Raw genomic sequence first — 17,209 nt, 5'->3', positions numbered from 1 at the left:
GGCCACCGCGCCTCGTGGTGTCCTGCGGCATGCGCTCAGTGATTGTCGCGCGGCATGAAGCGACGGGAGATATCCTGATATCTGTCCGCATCCTCCAGGATCATCCCCTGGTCGAAGCGGCCCACCTTCTCGCGGAAGTACTGCTGCCAGGGCGACTGGCTCTCGGGCGCGTCATAGCCGCCATTCGCCTCGAAGAGCCGCGCGCGCTCGGCCAACTCCTCGAGCGAGACAAGCATATTGGCGGTGCAGTCATTCAGATCGATGCGCACCCGGTCCCCGTTCTTGAGCAACGCAAGCCCCCCGCCCGCCGCCGCCTCGGGCGAGGCATTCAGGATCGAAGGGCTACCGGAGGTGCCGGACTGTCGTCCGTCCCCCACACAGGGCAGCGCTTCGACGCCCTTCTTCAAGAGGTATGAAGGGGGCCGCATGTTCACGACCTCCGCGCCGCCCGGGTAGCCCTTGGGCCCTGCGCCGCGCATGAAGAGGATGCAGTCCTCGTCGATGTTCTCGCTCGGGTCGTCGATCCGGTGGTGGAAGTCCTCCGGCCCGTCGAACACCACCGCGCGACCCTCAAAGGCATTGGGATCATCCGGGTTCGACAGATACTTGGCGCGGAACGTCTTGCTGATCACGCTCGTCTTCATGATCGCGCTGTCAAAGAGGTTACCGGTGAGGTTGATGAACCCCGCCTTCTCCTTCAGCGGCTCCGTGACCGGCTTGATCACCTTGGTATCCGCGCTGCGCAGATCTCCACAGTTCTCGAACATGGTCTTGCCATTGGCAGTGATCACCTCCGGATGCGGCAAGAGCCCGCCCGCGATCAGCTCACCCACCACCGCAGGCACCCCGCCCGCGTGGCAGTAGTCCTCACCCAGATACTCGCCCGCCGGCTGCAGGTTCACCAGCAGCGGGACGTGATGCCCGATGCTCTGCCAATCGTTGTTTTCGAGCGGCACACCCAGATGCCGCGCAATCCCGTTCAGATGGATCGGCGCATTGGTTGATCCCCCAATCGCCGAGTTGATCACGATGGCATTCTCGAAGGCCTCGCGCGTCATGATGTCGGAGGGGCGCAGGTCCTCCCAGACCATCTCGACGATCCGCCGGCCGGTCTCATAGCTGATCTGCCCGCGTTCGCGATAGGGCGCGGGGATCGCCGCAGAGCCCGGCAGCTGCATGCCCAGCGCCTCGGCCAACGAATTCATCGTCGTGGCCGTCCCCATTGTGTTGCAATAGCCAACCGACGGCGCCGAGGACGCCACAAGCTCCATGAAGCCTTCATCGTCGATCTCGCCTGCCGCGTGCATCTCGCGCGCCTTCCAGACGATTGTGCCCGAGCCCGTCCGCTCGCCCCGGAACCAACCGTTCAGCATCGGCCCCACGCTCAGCGCAATCGCCGGAATGTTCACGGTTGCGGCGGCCATCAACAGCGCGGGCGTGGTCTTGTCGCAGCCGATGGTCAGCACCACGCCGTCGAGCGGATAGCCATAAAGCGTCTCGACCAGGGACAGATACGCCAGGTTCCGGTCCAGCATTGCGGTGGGCCGCTTGCCCGTCTCCTGGATCGGATGCACCGGCACCTCGATGCAGGTCCCCCCGGCGGCGATGATCCCGTCGCGCACCCGCTTCGCAAGCTCCAGATGGTGTCGGTTGCACGGGCTGAGGTCACTGCCAGTCTGCGCAATCCCGATGATCGGCTTGCCCGCCTGTAGCTCCTGACGCGTCAGCCCGTAATTGAGATACCGCTCCAGATAGAGCGCCGTCATCTCCGGGTTGTCCGGGTTCATGAACCACTTACGCGACCGCAGGTCTTCGATGCCGATTTTCTTTGTCCCAGACTCTGTCATTGCCCCGACCAGCCTCCGTCAATGATATGGGGGTGCCCCGTTGTGAATGCGCTCTCGTCGCTGGCGAGGTATACCACAAGGGCCGCGATTTCCTCCGCCGTGGCCACGCGCCCCATTGGCTGGCGGGCAACGAACTGTTCCATCGCCTTGTCCTTGCTGCCAAGCTGCTCACCCAGCGCATCGACCCGATCATGCCAGCTCGGGCTCTCCACCGTGCCGGGGCAGATCGCGTTGCAGCGGATGCCCTTGGCCACGTAATCCACAGCCACCGATTTCGTCAGCCCGATCACCGCCGCCTTCGTCGTGCCATAGATAAAGCGGTTCGGCGCACCAATCACCGAAGAACACGCCGACGACATGTTGATGATCGACCCGCCCCCGCGCTCCAGCATCCCCGGCAGCGCCGCGCGGATCGTCCGCAGCATCGAGCGCACGTTGAGATCGAAGGCGAAGTCCCAGTCGTCGTCCGTGGCATCGAGCACAGTCCCGTGGTGAACGAAGCCCGCGCAGTTGAACAAAACGTCCGGCTGGGCGCGCGAAATCCCGGCAGATACACTCTCATCACTACGCACATCAAGTTCGAAAATTTCGATATTTTCGTGATTCGCCTCCCGAATCGTGGAAAGCGCCTCCATGTTGATGTCCGTCGCGAAGACCTCCGCCCCCTCTGCCGCCATCGCCAAAGCACTCGCGCGGCCAATACCCTGACCGGCCGCCGTCACCAGCGCGCGCTTACCTTCAAGCCGTTGCCCCGACATGATATTCTCTCCCCCGTTGCGCCTGCTGCCGACCCTCCACACCGGGTGCTCCACCCATGGCCGCGACACAATTCTTGCAGTCTTCATCAAAAAACCACCGGACGGGCTGGTCCAATGGCTCGTTTTCGTTAGCGTATGACAAGCGCGCCAGTTTGGCTACCGCTTTGCAAAAGGGATCGAGGGGGGACATCCAGCATCATGAGCACATCGCGAAAAATCACGCTGATCGGAACCGGGCTGATGGGTGTGCCCATGAGCCGCAACCTGCTCAAGGCCGGGCACGATCTGACGGTCTGGAATCGGACCCTCGCCCGCGCCGAACCGCTGGCCCGGGACGGCGCCAGGGTGGCCCCCGACGCCATGACCGCGATCCGGGGGGCGGAGTTCGTCATCACCATGCTCTCTGATGGCTTCGCCTCCGGCGCGGTGATCGAAGAGGCGCTCGCCGCGAAAGCACTCAGCCTGGATGCTGTCTGGATCGACATGTCGAGCGCCAAGCCCGAACACGCCCGCGCCCAGGCCAAACTGCTGGAAAGCCTCGGCCACGGGCATCTCGACGCGCCCGTCTCCGGCGGGACCAAGGGCGCCGAGGCCGCAAGCCTCGCCATCATGGTCGGCGGCAAGCCCGACATCTTCGACGCCGCCCGCAGTGTCTTCGAAGCCATGGGCCGCCCGGTGCATGTGGGCCCCTCTGGCGCGGGGCAACTCTCGAAACTCGCCAACCAGACCATCGTCGCCGTGACCATAAGCGCCGTTGCCGAGGCGATGCTGCTCGCCGAACAGGGCGGTGCGGATCCTGCCGCCGTCCGCGCAGCCCTCAAAGGCGGCTTTGCCGACAGCGTGATCCTGCAACAGCACGGGCAACGCATGACGGACGGTAACTTCGAGCCCGGCGGACTGACGAAATTCCAGGTCAAGGACCTCAACAACACGCTGGAGGAGGCGGCGAGCCTTAACCTCACCCTGCCCGCGACCGAGAGCGTCCGCGACCGATTCCAGCATTTCATCGACGCAATGGACGGTGGCGAGAAAGACCACTCCGGCCTTTACCTCGAACTGAAAGCGCGCAACGGGCTGCTCGCATGACCAAGGTTCTCATCATCGGCGGTGGCGGCATGGTCGGTCAGAAGCTGCTCTCCCGCCTGCTGGCCGAGGGGCTGCCGGGGCACGAGACGCTCGAGATCACGCTTTTCGACATCGGCTTTCCGACGAGCTGCCCGGAGGAGCCTGCGCGGATCGCCGGCAACCTGACCGATCCGGCGAAGATCGCGCAGCTGGCCGGGCTCCGCGCCGATCTGATCTACCACCTCGCCGCCATCGTCTCCGGCGAGTCGGAAACGGATTTCGACAAGGGCTGGGCCACCAACATGATGGCCATGTGGCATCTGCTGGAAGCGTTGCGCAGCGAGCATGACGCGAGCGGGGGAACTTACGTGCCGCGCGTGGTCTTCACCTCCTCCATTGCGGTCTTCGGTGCGCCCTACCCGGACAAGATCGGCGACGAATTCCTGTGTTCGCCGCAGACCAGCTATGGCGCGCAAAAGGCCATCTCCGAGCTGATGCTGCAGGACTTCAGCCGCAAGGGGTTCATGGACGGCATGTCGCTCCGCCTGCCCACGATCTGCGTGCGCCCCGGCAAGGCAAACCTCGCCGCCTCGTCGTTTTTTTCCGGCATCATCCGCGAACCGCTGAACGGGCAGGAGGCGGTGCTGCCGGTGCCCGACACAGTGCGGCACTGGCACGCCTCACCGAAATCGGCCGCCGGGTTCCTGATCCATGCCGCGACGCTCGACACCGCGCGGCTGGAAGGCCGCCGCGCGCTCAGCCTGCCGGGGCTCAGCTGCACCGTGGCCGAGCAGATCGAGGCGCTGCGCCGCGCCGCCGGGCAAAAGGCGGTCGACCTGATCAAACCGCAACCCGACGCGGCGATCATGACAATTGTCGCCGGCTGGCCGCGCGACTTCGACCCGGCCCGCGCCACAGCGCTCGGCTTCAAGGCGGAAACCAGCTTCGACGAGATCGTGCAGACCTATATCGCCGAGGATCTTTCGGGCTGAGCCTTGCGCGGCAGCGGCCGCGTCAGATTACGCGCCAGATGGTCGTTCACGCAGACGCGCATCAGGTCTTCGTTGCGCTGCAAAGCCGCATCCAGAATCGCCTGATGCTCGCGAATATTCTCCGGAAAATAGCCGTAATTCGTCTCGGCGGAGACGAGTTGCTGGCGAAACTGTTCGTAAATTACCGCGTGCGTACGCTTCAGAAGTCCCGATCCGCACGCGTCGATCAGCGTCTCGTGAAACTCCTGCTCGGCGCGGCTCCAGAGCCCCAACAGGGGAATCAGATCGCCGGAGGAGCGCACCCGCGTTTCGATGTGGGACAACTTATGGTGGGCCGCGGTCAGCCGCGACTCCCACTCCACACCCCCCATGCGGATCGACAGGCAGGCGCCCTCCGTCTCCAGCAGAATCCGCATGTGCGTCAGCTCATGCTGCCGCTCAACCGATTGAACAGGCGCACGAAATCCGCGCTGCTCCTGAAATTCGACCAACCCGACGGTGGAGAGCCTAAACAACACCTCGCGCACCGTGCTGGCCGAACAATTGTAATCTTGGCGTAGCTTTTCCGCGCGCAGTTTGGTACCATACCCGAACTCGCCGGTGATCAGCCGGTGACGCATATCGTCGAAGATGTCGGCATCCTGCGCGGCCATATTGCCCCTCCCAATACAACCTCAGCGTTACGCGCAAAATTTCGAAAATCAAAGAAAATATCGAAATTCGGGAAAAATAAAATATTTTCTTGCTTGGCGGACCTCCCTCAGCCTAACGTTTCTTCAGCGTAAGGAAGACCGGGCTTCACTGCCCCGACCACATTGTGCGCTCAACGTCTGGGAGGACAACATGAAACTCATCAAAAAGGCGGCGACCGTTGCCGCCGTGGCAGCGTTGGCTGCGTCGACTGCGTTCACCGCATCGGCCCAAACCACCAAGCTGCGCATTCAAACACATTACGCCCCTGAAACCGTCTCCGGCAAGCTGGCCGCGCAATACATGCAGGACATTCAGGACATGTCGAACGGCGAGATCGAGGTGGAGATGTTCTACTCCTCCTCCGTCGTGAAGTCGGTCGAGACCTTCGATGCGGCCGCCACCGGCATTCTCGACTGCGACATGACCGGCGGCGGCTATCAGACCGGCAAGAACTCCGCCTTCCAGTTCGTGGGCGACATCATGGGCGGCTATGACACGCCGTATCAACAGCTGAGCTGGCTGTATTTCGGCGGCGGCAAGGAAGCCGCAGCGCCACTTTACAACAAATACGGCATGGAGCTGATCGGCTGGTGGGTCTACGGGCAGGAAAGCTTTGCCTCCTCCAAGCCCATCGCGAAAGTGGAAGACTTCAAGGACTGGAAGTTCCGCTCGCCCCCCGGCATGCAAACCATCATCTTCGAAAAGCTGGGCGCCTCGCCCATCGTGATGGACTTCACCGAAATCTTCACAGCGCTTGAAACCGGCATCATCGACGGCGCGGACGCCTCTGGTCTGGCCAACAACGTGGGTCTGGGTCTCTATGATATCGTCAAGCACGCGAACTTCCCCGGCTTCCACTCGATGCCGTCCGATCACCTCGCCTGCAACAAGGCCGTCTTCGACGCGATGCCCGCGCATCACCAGAAGATCATGAAGGTGGCGATGGAAGCGCTGGCGCTGCGCACGGCGCTGACCTTCGAGAAGGCAAACGCCGAAGCGGCCGCACAGTTGCGCGAGCAGGGCGTGACCCTGTCGCAGTGGTCCACCGAGGAGCTGAACAAGTTCCGCGCGGCGGCACAATCCGCCTGGGCCGAGTTCGCGGATACGCCGGAGGCCAAGGCGCTGGTGGAATCGCACCTCGCCTACCTCGATCAGCTGGGCCTCAAACAGTAAGCCGACCCGACACGAGACCCCGCCCGCACCGGGCGGGGTCTTTTTTCTGGCCCGGGGCGCCACCGATACCGTTCCGCAGGGGTGAGGGAGTGACATGCAGGAAAAATCCGGCGGCCTGATCGAATGGCTGGTCCCTATGGCCTTCATCGCCTGTGCAGGCTGGGTGACCTGGCACATGCCCGCCTTCACCCTCACCTGGGCAAAGCCCGAGGATCCCTCGCAATACGACAAGCTCTCGGCGCTCTTTGCGCGCGCCGATATCACACCTGGCCTGGGGGGGCTGTTCGGCGGCTATGCCGATATCGTCGACTGGGCGGCGCTTCTGCTGATCCCGGTGCTGGCCTATATCGGCATGCGCACCGTGCGCCGCGCAGCCATGGAGTTCGAGAGCTGGCGCGCCATCGACCGTCTCGCCGTTTTCATCGGGCGGGTGACCATGATGCTGGTGGTCGTGCTCTGCTCCGTAATGATCTACGAGGTGATCCTGCGCTATGTCTTCGAACGCCCGACCCTCTGGGCCAACGAACTGTCGCTCTGGCTGGCGGGCTTCGTCTTCCTCTGCGCCGGGCTCTACGCCATGCAACAGCGCAGCCATATTCGCATTTTCCTGCTCTACGACATGCTGCCCCGCGCGCTGCAGCGCACCTGCGACTGTATCTCCACGGCGATGATCGTGATCTTCGCCTTCTTCCTCTTCTACGGCGGCTATGGCGAAGCCTTCGACAAGTTCTACCGCTGGGAGACCTTCGGCACCGTCTTCGACCCGCCCATCCCCGCGACGCTCAAGCCCATGGTGCTGATCGTGGTGGCGCTTGTGGCGGTGCAGGCGATCATCAACCTCATCTCCGACTGGAACGCCGAGCCGGTCATCCACACCGCCGCCGACGACATCGACCAGGACGAGCTCGAAAAGATCAAGGCCGCCGTCGGCAGCGACGGCACCGCCGGGCTCGATGTGACCCGCGGCGCGATCCAATCCAATAAGTACAGGGCCGACTGATGGACATCGGAACGATCTCACTGGTCCTCATGCTGGGCCTGATCCTGCTGCTCGCCATCGGCATGCCGCTGGGTTTTGCCTCCGCCATTCTCGCCGTGGGCGTGCTGGTCATGAAGTTCGAACCACAACTTCTCACCGCCCCCTGGACCTTCGGCGAGGGTATCCTCACGGGCCGACCGGGCTCGGGCCCGCTCAATATCCTCGCGCAACGAATATACGGGCTCTTAACGGACTACGTCCTCATATCCATTCCGCTGTTCATCTTCATGGCGGCGCTGCTGGAACGCTCAGGCATCGCCAAGGACATGTATTCCTCGCTGAACGTCTGGCTGAACCGGACCCGCGGCGGCATCGCCATCGTCACCTCCATCATGGCGGTGATCATGGCGGCGATGTCCGGCATCATCGGCGGTGAGGTGGTGCTCCTCGGCCTCATTGCCCTGCCGCAGATGCTGCGCCTCGGCTATAACCAGAACCTCGCCATCGGCACCATCTGTGCGAGCGGTTCACTCGGCACAATGATCCCGCCTTCGATCGTGCTGATCATCTACGGGCTGATCACCGAGACCTCGATCAAGGCCCTTTTCACCGCCTCCTTCCTGCCGGGCTTCATGCTGGCGAGCTTCATCATCATCTACATCATCATCCGCACCCAGCTGCGCCCCGAAGACGCGCCGCTGCCCGAACCGGTCGAGGGCGAGCCCTACGGTCTGGAAAAAGCAAAGCTCTTCGGTGCCTTCCTCTGCGTGCTGCTTGCGGGCTTTGCCACGGCGCTGTTCCTGCGCGCGCTCTTCTTCGAGCTCAGTGGCCAGAACGCCGCCAACACCGGCGAGGCCTTCGCCTATGGCACCGCAGACTGGTTGCCGTGGTTCGGCGGTATGGTGGTCTTTGCCTTTGTCATGATGTTCGGCGTGCTGGGCCGGGCCCGCACGGCGCTTGGATGGAAACTGGGCAAAGGCCTTGTCGCGCCCATCGTCGTGATCGGCGTCGTCATGGGTTCGATCTACGGCGGTATCACTGGCATCACCGAGGCCGCCGGCATGGGCGCGCTCGCGGTGCTGATCATCGCGATCTTCCGCGGCGAGGCCAGTTTCGAGCTGGTGTGGGACAGCCTGATGCGCACGCTGAAATCCACCGGCACGATCATCTGGGTGACCATCGGCGCCACGGCACTGGCAGGCGCCTACACCATCGCGGGCGGGCCGACGTATGTGGCCGACTTCATCGTCGGCTCCGAGCTGCCGACCATGGGCATCATCCTGATGATGATGCTGATCCTCCTCTTCATGGGCGCCTTCATGGATTGGGTCGGGATCGTGCTGCTGATCATCCCGGTCTTCCTGCCCATCGTGCAGCGCCTGCCCATCGAGGAAATCGGCCTGCTGGGCGAATTGAACCCGCGCCACGTGGCGATCTGGTTCGGTGTGGTCTTCTGTATGAACATGCAGGTGAGCTTCCTGTCGCCGCCCTTTGGGCCTGCCGCCTTCTACCTGAAATCCGTGGCGCCGCCGCACATCAGCCTCACTGACATCTTCAAGGGCTTCCTGCCCTTCATCGGCATCCAGCTCTGCGCGCTTTCCGTGCTGCTGATCTGGCCGCCCATCGTCTCCCTGCTGCTCCCATGACCCGGCTGGGGCGCCAGGCCCCCGCCCCTTCACCCGTCCAGAAATACTCAAATCCCGCGCCCAGCACCCGACCCCAACGCCGCCCCGCTCTTGTGACCGCCCTCCCCCTGTGCCACCGTTTCGGACATGCCTGACACCATCCGCCTCGATCCCTCCGACAACGTCGTGACCGCCACCCGCGCGCTCGAAGCGGGCGTGGCGGTTGAGGCCGTCACCACCCAAAGCCTCATCCCGTCCGGCCACAAGATCGCGACGCAAGCGATCCGAAAGGGCGAGGCCATCCGCAAATACGCGCAGGTGATCGGCTATGCCGCCGAAGACATCGCCCCCGGCACTCATGTGCACACGCAAAACGTCGAGTTCCGCAACACCGACGCCGACTACGAGTTCTCGACTGACCTGCGCCCGATCACCCCGGTACCCGAGGCCGAACGCGACACCTTCCTGGGCTACCGCCGCGCAAACGGGCAGGTGGGCACGCGCAACTACGTGGCCATCGTCACCTCGGTGAATTGCTCGGCCACCGCCGCGCGCATGATCGCCGCGCATTTCACGCCGGAGGTCCTCAGCCACTACCCCAACGTCGACGGCGTCGCGGCCTTTGTGCATGGGACGGGGTGCGGCATGGCCGGTGACGGCGACGGTTTCGAGGCGCTGCAGCGGGTGATGTGGGGCTATGCCCGCCACCCCAACCACGCCGCCGTGCTGATGGTGGGCCTGGGCTGCGAGATGAACCAGATCGATTGGCTGCTTGACGCCTACGGTCTGAAACAGGGGCCCACGTTCCAGGTGATGAACATCCAGACCGTCGCAGGTCTGCGCAAAACGATCGAGCTTGGCATCCAGAAGATCGACGCGATGCTGCCCATCGCCAATGAGGCCACGCGCACCCCATGCCCCGCCTCCGAGCTGAAAGTCGCCCTGCAATGCGGCGGCTCCGACGCCTGGTCCGGCATCACCGCCAACCCGGCCTTGGGCTACGCCTGCGACCTGCTCGCCGCCCAAGGCGGCACCGGCGTGTTGGCCGAAACGCCCGAGATCTACGGCGCGGAACACCTGCTCACCCGCCGCGCCATTAACCAAGCCACCGGCGACAAGCTCGTGGGTCTCATCAAGTGGTGGGAAGATTACACCGCCCGCAACAAAGGTTCGATGGACAACAACCCAAGCCCCGGCAACAAGGCGGGCGGGCTGACCACCATCCTCGAAAAATCCCTCGGCGCGGCGGCCAAAGGCGGCACCTCCCCCCTCATGGGTGTCTACAAATACGCCGAACCGGTCACGGCGCGCGGCTTCACCTTCATGGACAGCCCCGGCTACGACCCCGCCTCGGTTACGGGCCAGATCGCAGGCGGCTGCAATCTCGTCTGCTTCACCACCGGGCGCGGCTCCGCCTTCGGCTCCAAGCCGGCGCCCACCATCAAGGTCGCCACCAACTCCGCCATGGCCAAGCGCATGCACGAGGATATGGACATCAACGCCGGCACCATCCTGACCCAAGGCACGACGGTCGAGGAAAAAGGCCGCGAGATCTACGACATGTTCCTGCGCGTGGCCTCCGGCGAAGCCACGAAATCCGAAGCCCAGGGCCTCGGCGATTATGAATTCGTCCCCTGGCAGATCGGGGCAGTGATGTGACCCGCATCCTCGTGGTCGGCGGCGGGCTCATCGGCATCCGCCATCTGGAGGCCGTCGCCGCACACCCCCGTTGCAGCCTCGTGGGCCTCGTCGACCCGAACCCGGAGATCACCGCCGATTGCCCCCGCTTTGCCGATATGGCGGAGGTCCGGGACCCGGTGGATGCGGTGATCCTCGCGACACCCACGCATCTGCATGGCGAGCACGGCCGCTATGCCGCCTGGCGTGGCTGGCCCATGCTGATCGAAAAGCCGGTGACGGAAGACCTCGCCCAGGCCCGCAGCCTGCGCAAAGCGATCCACGCCGCCAATGTCGGCTCGCTCGTCGGCCACCACCGGCGCTACCACGCATCCGTGCAACAGCTGAAATCGCTCATCGCCAATGGCGCGATCGGCCGGCCCGTCACCGCCAGCCTCATCTGGGCCATGCGCAAGCCCGATGCCTATTTCAAAGACAACTGGCGCAGCGCGCACGGCAGCCCAGTGCTGATCAACCTCGTGCATGACATCGACCTTTTGCGCTTCACCCTGGGCGAGATCACCGGCACCGCCGCCCTGCGCGGACGCGGCCTGCGCGACGAGACCCGCGTCGAAAGCGGCGCCGTGGCCCTCAGCTTCGAGAGCGGTGCCACGGGCACCATCAGCTTTGCCGACACGACGCCCTCCCCCTGGGGCTTCGAGGCCGCCACCGGCGAGAACCCCAACATCGGCACCACCCATCAGGACATGCTCTGGGTCACCGGCACGCGCGGTGCGATCAGTTTTCCATCGATGACCCTTTGGTCCGGGCAGGACTGGTCCCGCCCCGCCGACCCCGTGCCCTGCACCAAGGCAGAAAACACGCGAACCCCGCTCGACGCCCAGCTCGACCACTTCTTGGACGTGATCAACGGAGCCGACCCGCTCATCGACGTGGCGGACGCCACGCGGACGCTCGACATCGCCCTGCAGATCGAAGACCAACTGCAGCGCACCCCAGCCCTCATCCCACACCCATAAAGGAGACCTGAGATGGCACAGCAGACAATCGGATTTATCGGGCTCGGCCTCATGGGCTCCGCCATGGTCGACCGGCTGATCGACAAGGGTTATGCAATGACAATCACAGCCAACCGCTCGCGCCCGCGCATCGACGCCGCCGTCGCACGCGGCGCCACCGAGGTCGCCACCGCCCGCGATGTGGCCGCCGCGAGCGACATCGTGATGCTCTGCATGGACACCAGCGACAGCGTGGAAAGCCGGATGCGCGGCGCAGACGGCGTGATCGCGGGGCTGAAAGAGGGCGCGGTGGTCATCGACTTCGGCACCTCGCTGCCCGGCAGCACCCGCGCGCTCGGAGACGAGGTCGCCGCCGCAGGCGGCACTTACCTCGACGCGCCTCTGGGCCGCACGCCCACCCACGCCAAGGATGGCTTGCTGAACATCATGGCCGCGGGGGACAAGACGGCTTTCGACAAAGTGAAACCCGTGCTCGATGACCTTGGTGAAAACGTCTTCCACCTCGGTGCGCTCGGCTCCGGCCATACCATCAAGCTGATCAACAATTTCTTCGGCATGACCGTCGCCAATGCCATGGCCGAGGCCTTCGCAATGGCTGATGTGGCGGGCATCGACCGCCAGCAGCTCTACGATGTGATGTCCGCGGGGCCGCTGCACTCCGGCATGATGGATTTCGTCTCGGGCTACGGGCTCAAGGGCGACCCGAACCAGCTCGCCTTCGCGATCAAGAACGCTGCAAAGGACGTGGGCTACTACGCCCGCATGGCCGAGCAGGCGGGCGTGGACAGCCTCATGTCCAAATGCGCTCTGGGGGCCTTGCGCGAGGCGACCGAAACGGGCCACGGCGAGAATATGGTCAGCCAGATGATCGACTTCTACGCGCAGAAAATGAAACCCTGACATGGCGGTCGCCGCCGGACTGATCGAGGATCGCCCGCGCTTCGGCATCCTGCTCATGCTCGGCGCGTGGCTGCTCTTTTCCATCGTGGACACCAGCGCCAAATGGCTGGCGCTGGTAGGCTTTGCAGCGTTCCAGCTCGCCTTCATGCGCTACTTCGGCCATTTCGTGATCTCCGTCGCGGTGATCGCCCGCGGCGGGCTCACCCGCGACCGGCTGCACACCGGGCATCCGGGTCAGGTCATCACCCGCGCGCTGTTGTTGATCACCGCCACCGTGTCGAATTTCTACGCCCTGAATTTCCTGCCGCTCACAGTGATCTCGGCCATCATGTTCTCCAGCCCGGTGATCGTCTGTTTTCTCTCACAGCATTTCCTGAACGAGCAGATCGGCCCCTGGCGCTGGTTCGCGATCCTGATGGGGTTCGCCGGGGTTCTGGTCGTCATCCGCCCCTTCGGCGCCGAGTTCCACTGGGCCATGCTGCTGGCGCTCTTCAACGCTTTCAGCCTCGCGCTCTATTCCATCATGACGCGCAGGCTGGCGGGCGTGGTCGCCACCGAGACGATGCAGGTTTACCTGGGCGCGCTCGGCACCGCGATCCTCCTGCCGCTCGCGATCTGGAGCTGGCAGTGGCCCGCGAACCCGCTGCAGTGGGCGCTGCTCATCGGCCTCGGCGTCTTCGGCTGGGGCGGGCACCAGCTGCTCACCAACGCACATCGCTTCGGCTCGGCCAACACGCTGATGCCCTACACCTACTCCTTCATGATCTACCTCACGATCCTGAGCTACCTGGTCTTCGACCACCTGCCCGATCTCGGCACAGTTCTCGGTGCGCTGATCATTGTGGTCTCGGGCCTCATCATCTGGAAAAGGGAACAGCGATGACCCTCCGCGTGGCCTGCATCGGCGAAGCCATGATCGAACTCTCCATGCAAGGCGACACGGCCAAGGTCGGGGTGGCAGGCGACACGCTGAACACCGCAATTTATCTGAAGCGCTGCGCAACGGAGACAGAACATCGGTTCAAAAATCTGGCGCATACCGCAGAGATGTCTCGCCCGGTGAGCACCGCCGGGCAGCGCCCGTCCGCTTCCCGTCAAACCGAAGGTTTGCCTGCGGCAAAACGCGGGCGGACGCAGCCCTCAGCGCAAGGTACAAACGTTGGGGGCGAGCCGCCCGGCGCTCTCCAAGTCGACTATGTCACCTGCCTCGGCGATGATCCCTTTTCGGGCCAGATCCGCGACTTCATCGCCGCGCAAGGCATCGGCACCGGCGCCATCCGCACGATCCCCGGCAAATCCCCCGGCCTCTACGCGATCACCACAACCGAAGACGGCGAGCGCTCCTTCACCTACTGGCGCAGCGCCGCCGCCGCGCGGGACCTTTTCCAGGTCGGGTGCGGCTTCGACTTCTCCGTGCTGGAGCCCTACGACGTCCTCTACCTCTCCGGCATCTCGATGGCGATCCTGTCGCAGCCCGTACGCCTTGCCCTGATCGACTGGCTGAAGGACGCGCCGCAGACGCTGGTCTATGACAGCAACTACCGCCCCCGGCTCTGGGAAGACCAAGCCACCGCGCAGGATATCACCCGCGCTCTCTGGGCCCGCGCCGACATCGCCCTGCCCTCCGTCGACGATGAAATGGCGCTCTTCAATGAAACCGAGGCACAAGTCGTCGCTCGCGTGCAGGCCTACGCCGGCATCGGCGCGCTGAAACGGGGGGCCGCCGGGCCGCTCTCGCTGGGTGAGCCGGTCGATCAGACCTATCCGCCTGCGGCAACGGTCGTCGACACCACCGCCGCCGGAGACAGCTTCAACGGCGGCTACCTTGCTGCGTTGCTCACCGGCCAGTCGCAGGCCGAGGCCCTCATGGCGGGCCACGCCTGTGCCGCCCGTGTCGTCCAACACCGGGGCGCGATCATTCCAGAATAGAGCGCGCGAGGTCCTCTGCCCCGATCAGCGAGAGCAGCTGTGCCTCGGTCCCGCCCGCGTCCACGATCTGCACAATCGCTTCGGCCTTCGGATCCTCCGGCGGGCGGCCCGCGGCAACCTCAGCCCGGCAGAACGCAAGCCACGCGCGGATGCCGGCCGCCAAAGCGGGCGCCTCGCCAAGCAACGCGCGCAGGCTGTCGACCATGCGATAAGGCAGCTTCTGGGTGCCATCCATCGCGATCTGGCGCAGGCTGTGGTTGATGTGCGGGTTATCGAACCGCGCCACCAGCGCATCCGCGTAGGACGGCGCGATCTTTTGCATGTCGGGCGAGAGGGTTCGCGCCACTTCATCCATCAGCGCCCGCGCCTGCGCGCGCAACGCGGGATCGGCCATCGCCTCATGCACATATGTGTGCCCCGCTAGTGTTCCTGCATAGGCCAACATCGAATGCGCCCCGTTCAGCATCCGCAGTTTGCGCATCTCATGCGGCGCCACCTCATCCGTGAACACCACATCCGGCCAGTCGGGCCGCGGCCCGGCAAAGTGATCCTCGATCACCCACTCCCGGAAAGGCTCGGTCGGGACCACCATCGCATCTCCCGTCTCCGCCCGCAGCGCATCGGTTGTGGCGGGTGTGATCCGATCGACCATGCAGTTGGGAAAGCGCGCCTGCACCTGGCCCATGTCCAGCCGGGCCTCGGCTGAAAAGGTCACCACCGCAGCCTTCAGCACGTCGCCGTTGTTCGCCCTGTTGTCGCAGCTCAGCACAGTCACAGGTGTTTGACGGGCCGCCAGCCCATGCGCGAGGAAGCCGATCACCGTGCGCGGCCCCACAGCCGCGAGATCCTGGGCGATCAGGGGGTCGTCCAGATCGAGCGTGTTCTCCGACGTCAGGTGATAGCCCTTCTCGGTCACAGTGACAGAGATGATATGCACATCCGGATCGGCGATCTGCGCCAGCACTGCGCCCGGCGCCTCCGGGGCCACCAGCACCTCATCCAATACATCGATCTGCTTGATACCTTGGCCCTGCACCGCGAGCCCGTAGCTATAGCCTTGCGCGCGCAGCCCGTCGCGCACCTTGCCCGACCGCAGGCTCACACCGGTGATGCGCCAGCCGCCTGCATCCTGCGTGTAATCCGCCAGATGCGCCCGCGCGAAGTTGCCTACGCCAATATGGAGGATGCGCGGTGTCACGCGCCGAGCCTGTAGGCATCGCGCGCCAGATCGACCGCAAGAAGCGGTGCTACAATCTCCGCGTCTCGCATGTCGAAGAAACCGCGGCCCACCTGCGCCTCCAAGTGCAGTGCCACCCCGCGCCGCCACAGATCGTGTCGCGCGGGAATCGACAGGAACGCGCGCGTGTCATCGTTGAACCCGGCCAGGTTCCAGTAGCCTGCCGTCTCGACAACCTGATCGAAGTATCGCGCGATGCCGGCCGCGCTGTCGTGAAACCACCAGGGCGGCCCGATCCGCAGGCACGGCCAGTGCCCCGCCATGGGCGCAAGCTCGCGCGCGTAGGTGGTCTCGTCGAGGGTGAAGAGGATTAGTCCGAAACCGGGCGCATTGCCCACCCGGTTCAACAAAGCGTCGAGCCCGCGCACCCAATCGACGGCGATGGGGATGTCCGCCCCCTTGTCGCGCCCGAAGCGTGCGAAGACATCGGCATTCGTATTGCGCCGGCTGCCACCGTGGATCTGCATGACCAGCCCGTCTTCGACGGACATCTGCGCCATCTCGATCAGCATATGCCCGTAGAAGGCGCGGCCCTCCCCCTCCGCGGCCTCCCCGCACCGCAGCTTCTGATAGAGCGCCTCCGGGTCGTCGAGCCAGACCGTCTCGATCACCTCGATCGCATGGTCGGTCGCCGTGGCGCCACGCGCCTTGAAGAAGCCCCGCCGCGCCCGCAGGGCGGCCAGATAACCCGCGAATGTCGCGACATCCTCGCCGGTCGACCGACCGAGTTCATCGATGTTACTCAGAAAACTCTCGTGCGACGGGTCCAGCACCGCGTCGGGCCGGAAGGTGGGGATCACGCGGCCGGGCCAGTCGCTCTCTGACACCGCGGCGTGATGGGCGAGATCGTCGAGCGCCGCGTCGGTTGTCGCCAAGACCTCGATCCCGAAGCGGTCAAAGAGCGCTCGGGGCCGAAAGCCAGGCTCTGCCAGCCGCGCGGCAATCTGGTCGTAAACCGCATCGGCCGTCTCCGCCGACAGCGGCGTTTCGATCCCCAGCGTCTGCCTGAGCACATAGGCCATCCAGAACCGCGAGGGCGTACCCAGAAACAGGTGCCAGTTCTGCGCGAAAAGCCGAAAGACGGCGCGCGGATCCGCCCCGCGCCCGGGCTCCGGCACGCCCAGTGCCTCCAGCGAGACACCCTGGGAATAGAGCATTCGGAAGACGTAGTGATCCGGCACCACGAGCAGGGCCGCCGGATCCGGGAAGGGCGCGTCCTCGGCGAACCAGCGCGGCTCGCAATGCCCGTGCGGCGAGACAATTGGCAAGTCGCGGATCGCCTCATAGAGCGCGCCTGCTGTGCCGGTCAGCTGATGCATGCATCCCCCATCTTTGGCATGGCCTTCCCCCGCCA

Annotated in this window: 15 protein-coding genes; 10 read left to right on the top strand and 5 right to left on the bottom strand. The window is 64.6% G+C overall.

Going from position 1 to position 17,209, the window contains the following annotated elements; translation table 11 throughout:
* Positions 1 to 35: 35 nt before the first annotated feature.
* Both MUB52_RS02525 and MUB52_RS02520 read right to left on the bottom strand, forming a co-directional pair.
* Entirely contained in the window at positions 36 to 1,847 is a 1,812-nt protein-coding gene (locus MUB52_RS02525; protein ID WP_263842608.1) for an IlvD/Edd family dehydratase, read from the bottom strand.
* Positions 1,844 to 2,605: an SDR family oxidoreductase gene (locus MUB52_RS02520; protein WP_263842607.1), complete on the bottom strand. Its 762-nt coding sequence runs from the start codon at positions 2,603 to 2,605 to the stop codon at positions 1,844 to 1,846. Before MUB52_RS02520 ends, MUB52_RS02525 begins: the two co-directional genes overlap by 4 nt.
* Positions 2,606 to 2,803: 198 nt before the next feature.
* Between MUB52_RS02520 and MUB52_RS02515 the strand changes: the two genes are divergently transcribed.
* Both MUB52_RS02515 and denD read left to right on the top strand, forming a co-directional pair.
* Complete coding sequence (locus MUB52_RS02515) at positions 2,804 to 3,691, top strand: NAD(P)-dependent oxidoreductase (protein WP_263842606.1); 888 nt, start codon at positions 2,804 to 2,806, stop codon at positions 3,689 to 3,691.
* Entirely contained in the window at positions 3,688 to 4,662 is a 975-nt protein-coding gene (gene denD / locus MUB52_RS02510) for a D-erythronate dehydrogenase (protein ID WP_263842605.1), read from the top strand. The genes MUB52_RS02515 and denD overlap by 4 nt, the downstream gene beginning before the upstream one ends.
* Here denD and MUB52_RS02505 read toward each other — a convergent pair.
* Positions 4,635 to 5,315 (bottom strand): GntR family transcriptional regulator, encoded by a 681-nt coding sequence (locus MUB52_RS02505; RefSeq protein ID WP_263842604.1) that lies wholly within the window; start codon positions 5,313 to 5,315, stop codon positions 4,635 to 4,637. The two genes, denD and MUB52_RS02505, sit on opposite strands and share 28 nt — an antisense overlap.
* A 190-nt stretch (positions 5,316 to 5,505) precedes the next feature.
* Between MUB52_RS02505 and MUB52_RS02500 the strand changes: the two genes are divergently transcribed.
* From MUB52_RS02500 to MUB52_RS02465, 8 genes are all read left to right on the top strand, one after another.
* Complete coding sequence (locus MUB52_RS02500) at positions 5,506 to 6,528, top strand: TRAP transporter substrate-binding protein (protein ID WP_263842603.1); 1,023 nt, start codon at positions 5,506 to 5,508, stop codon at positions 6,526 to 6,528.
* A 94-nt stretch (positions 6,529 to 6,622) separates the two neighbouring features.
* Positions 6,623 to 7,528, top strand: a complete 906-nt coding sequence (locus MUB52_RS02495; RefSeq protein WP_263842602.1) for a TRAP transporter small permease subunit — start codon at positions 6,623 to 6,625, stop codon at positions 7,526 to 7,528.
* Positions 7,528 to 9,153: a TRAP transporter large permease gene (locus MUB52_RS02490; RefSeq protein ID WP_263842601.1), complete on the top strand. Its 1,626-nt coding sequence runs from the start codon at positions 7,528 to 7,530 to the stop codon at positions 9,151 to 9,153. The genes MUB52_RS02495 and MUB52_RS02490 overlap by 1 nt, the downstream gene beginning before the upstream one ends.
* Before the next feature lie 126 nt (positions 9,154 to 9,279).
* Positions 9,280 to 10,791, top strand: a complete 1,512-nt coding sequence (locus MUB52_RS02485; RefSeq protein ID WP_263842600.1) for a UxaA family hydrolase — start codon at positions 9,280 to 9,282, stop codon at positions 10,789 to 10,791.
* The gene (locus MUB52_RS02480; RefSeq protein ID WP_263842599.1) at positions 10,788 to 11,789 is read left to right on the top strand and encodes a Gfo/Idh/MocA family protein; all 1,002 of its coding nucleotides are present in this window, start codon (positions 10,788 to 10,790) and stop codon (positions 11,787 to 11,789) included. Before MUB52_RS02485 ends, MUB52_RS02480 begins: the two co-directional genes overlap by 4 nt.
* A 12-nt stretch (positions 11,790 to 11,801) precedes the next feature.
* Positions 11,802 to 12,689: an NAD(P)-dependent oxidoreductase gene (locus MUB52_RS02475; protein WP_263842598.1), complete on the top strand. Its 888-nt coding sequence runs from the start codon at positions 11,802 to 11,804 to the stop codon at positions 12,687 to 12,689.
* 1 nt (position 12,690) lies between these two features.
* Complete coding sequence (locus MUB52_RS02470) at positions 12,691 to 13,572, top strand: DMT family transporter (protein WP_263842597.1); 882 nt, start codon at positions 12,691 to 12,693, stop codon at positions 13,570 to 13,572.
* Entirely contained in the window at positions 13,569 to 14,618 is a 1,050-nt protein-coding gene (locus tag MUB52_RS02465; RefSeq protein WP_263842596.1) for a sugar kinase, read from the top strand. Before MUB52_RS02470 ends, MUB52_RS02465 begins: the two co-directional genes overlap by 4 nt.
* On the opposite strand, the gene MUB52_RS02460 is transcribed toward MUB52_RS02465, so the two are convergent.
* Together MUB52_RS02460 and uxaC are read right to left on the bottom strand one after the other, a co-directional pair.
* Complete coding sequence (locus tag MUB52_RS02460; RefSeq protein ID WP_263842595.1) at positions 14,605 to 15,816, bottom strand: mannitol dehydrogenase family protein; 1,212 nt, start codon at positions 15,814 to 15,816, stop codon at positions 14,605 to 14,607. The two genes, MUB52_RS02465 and MUB52_RS02460, sit on opposite strands and share 14 nt — an antisense overlap.
* Positions 15,813 to 17,174, bottom strand: a complete 1,362-nt coding sequence (gene uxaC, locus MUB52_RS02455) for a glucuronate isomerase (RefSeq protein WP_263842594.1) — start codon at positions 17,172 to 17,174, stop codon at positions 15,813 to 15,815. Before uxaC ends, MUB52_RS02460 begins: the two co-directional genes overlap by 4 nt.
* Between the last annotated feature and the right edge of the window lie 35 nt (positions 17,175 to 17,209).

Origin of the sequence: Roseobacter sinensis (assembly GCF_025755255.1) — a bacterium.
In the GTDB taxonomy this organism is placed as follows: Bacteria; Pseudomonadota; Alphaproteobacteria; order Rhodobacterales; family Rhodobacteraceae; genus Roseobacter; species Roseobacter sinensis.
The sequence above is the reverse complement of the archived record's forward strand: the minus strand, read 5'-3'. Positions and strand labels throughout refer to the sequence as shown.

Bases quoted from the DNA above. Each gene is read 5' to 3' on its own strand.
- MUB52_RS02470 (WP_263842597.1), top strand. From the start codon at position 12,691: ATGGCGGTCGCCGCCGGACTGATCGAGGATCGCCCGCGCTTCGGCATC.
- MUB52_RS02505 (WP_263842604.1), bottom strand. From the start codon at position 5,315: ATGGCCGCGCAGGATGCCGACATCTTCGACGATATGCGTCACCGGCTG.
- MUB52_RS02495 (WP_263842602.1), top strand. From the start codon at position 6,623: ATGCAGGAAAAATCCGGCGGCCTGATCGAATGGCTGGTCCCTATGGCC.
- MUB52_RS02525 (WP_263842608.1), bottom strand. From the start codon at position 1,847: ATGACAGAGTCTGGGACAAAGAAAATCGGCATCGAAGACCTGCGGTCG.
- MUB52_RS02485 (WP_263842600.1), top strand. From the start codon at position 9,280: ATGCCTGACACCATCCGCCTCGATCCCTCCGACAACGTCGTGACCGCC.
- denD (WP_263842605.1), top strand. From the start codon at position 3,688: ATGACCAAGGTTCTCATCATCGGCGGTGGCGGCATGGTCGGTCAGAAG.
- MUB52_RS02500 (WP_263842603.1), top strand. From the start codon at position 5,506: ATGAAACTCATCAAAAAGGCGGCGACCGTTGCCGCCGTGGCAGCGTTG.
- MUB52_RS02515 (WP_263842606.1), top strand. From the start codon at position 2,804: ATGAGCACATCGCGAAAAATCACGCTGATCGGAACCGGGCTGATGGGT.
- MUB52_RS02465 (WP_263842596.1), top strand. From the start codon at position 13,569: ATGACCCTCCGCGTGGCCTGCATCGGCGAAGCCATGATCGAACTCTCC.
- MUB52_RS02475 (WP_263842598.1), top strand. From the start codon at position 11,802: ATGGCACAGCAGACAATCGGATTTATCGGGCTCGGCCTCATGGGCTCC.
- MUB52_RS02490 (WP_263842601.1), top strand. From the start codon at position 7,528: ATGGACATCGGAACGATCTCACTGGTCCTCATGCTGGGCCTGATCCTG.
- uxaC (WP_263842594.1), bottom strand. From the start codon at position 17,174: ATGCATCAGCTGACCGGCACAGCAGGCGCGCTCTATGAGGCGATCCGC.
- MUB52_RS02520 (WP_263842607.1), bottom strand. From the start codon at position 2,605: ATGTCGGGGCAACGGCTTGAAGGTAAGCGCGCGCTGGTGACGGCGGCC.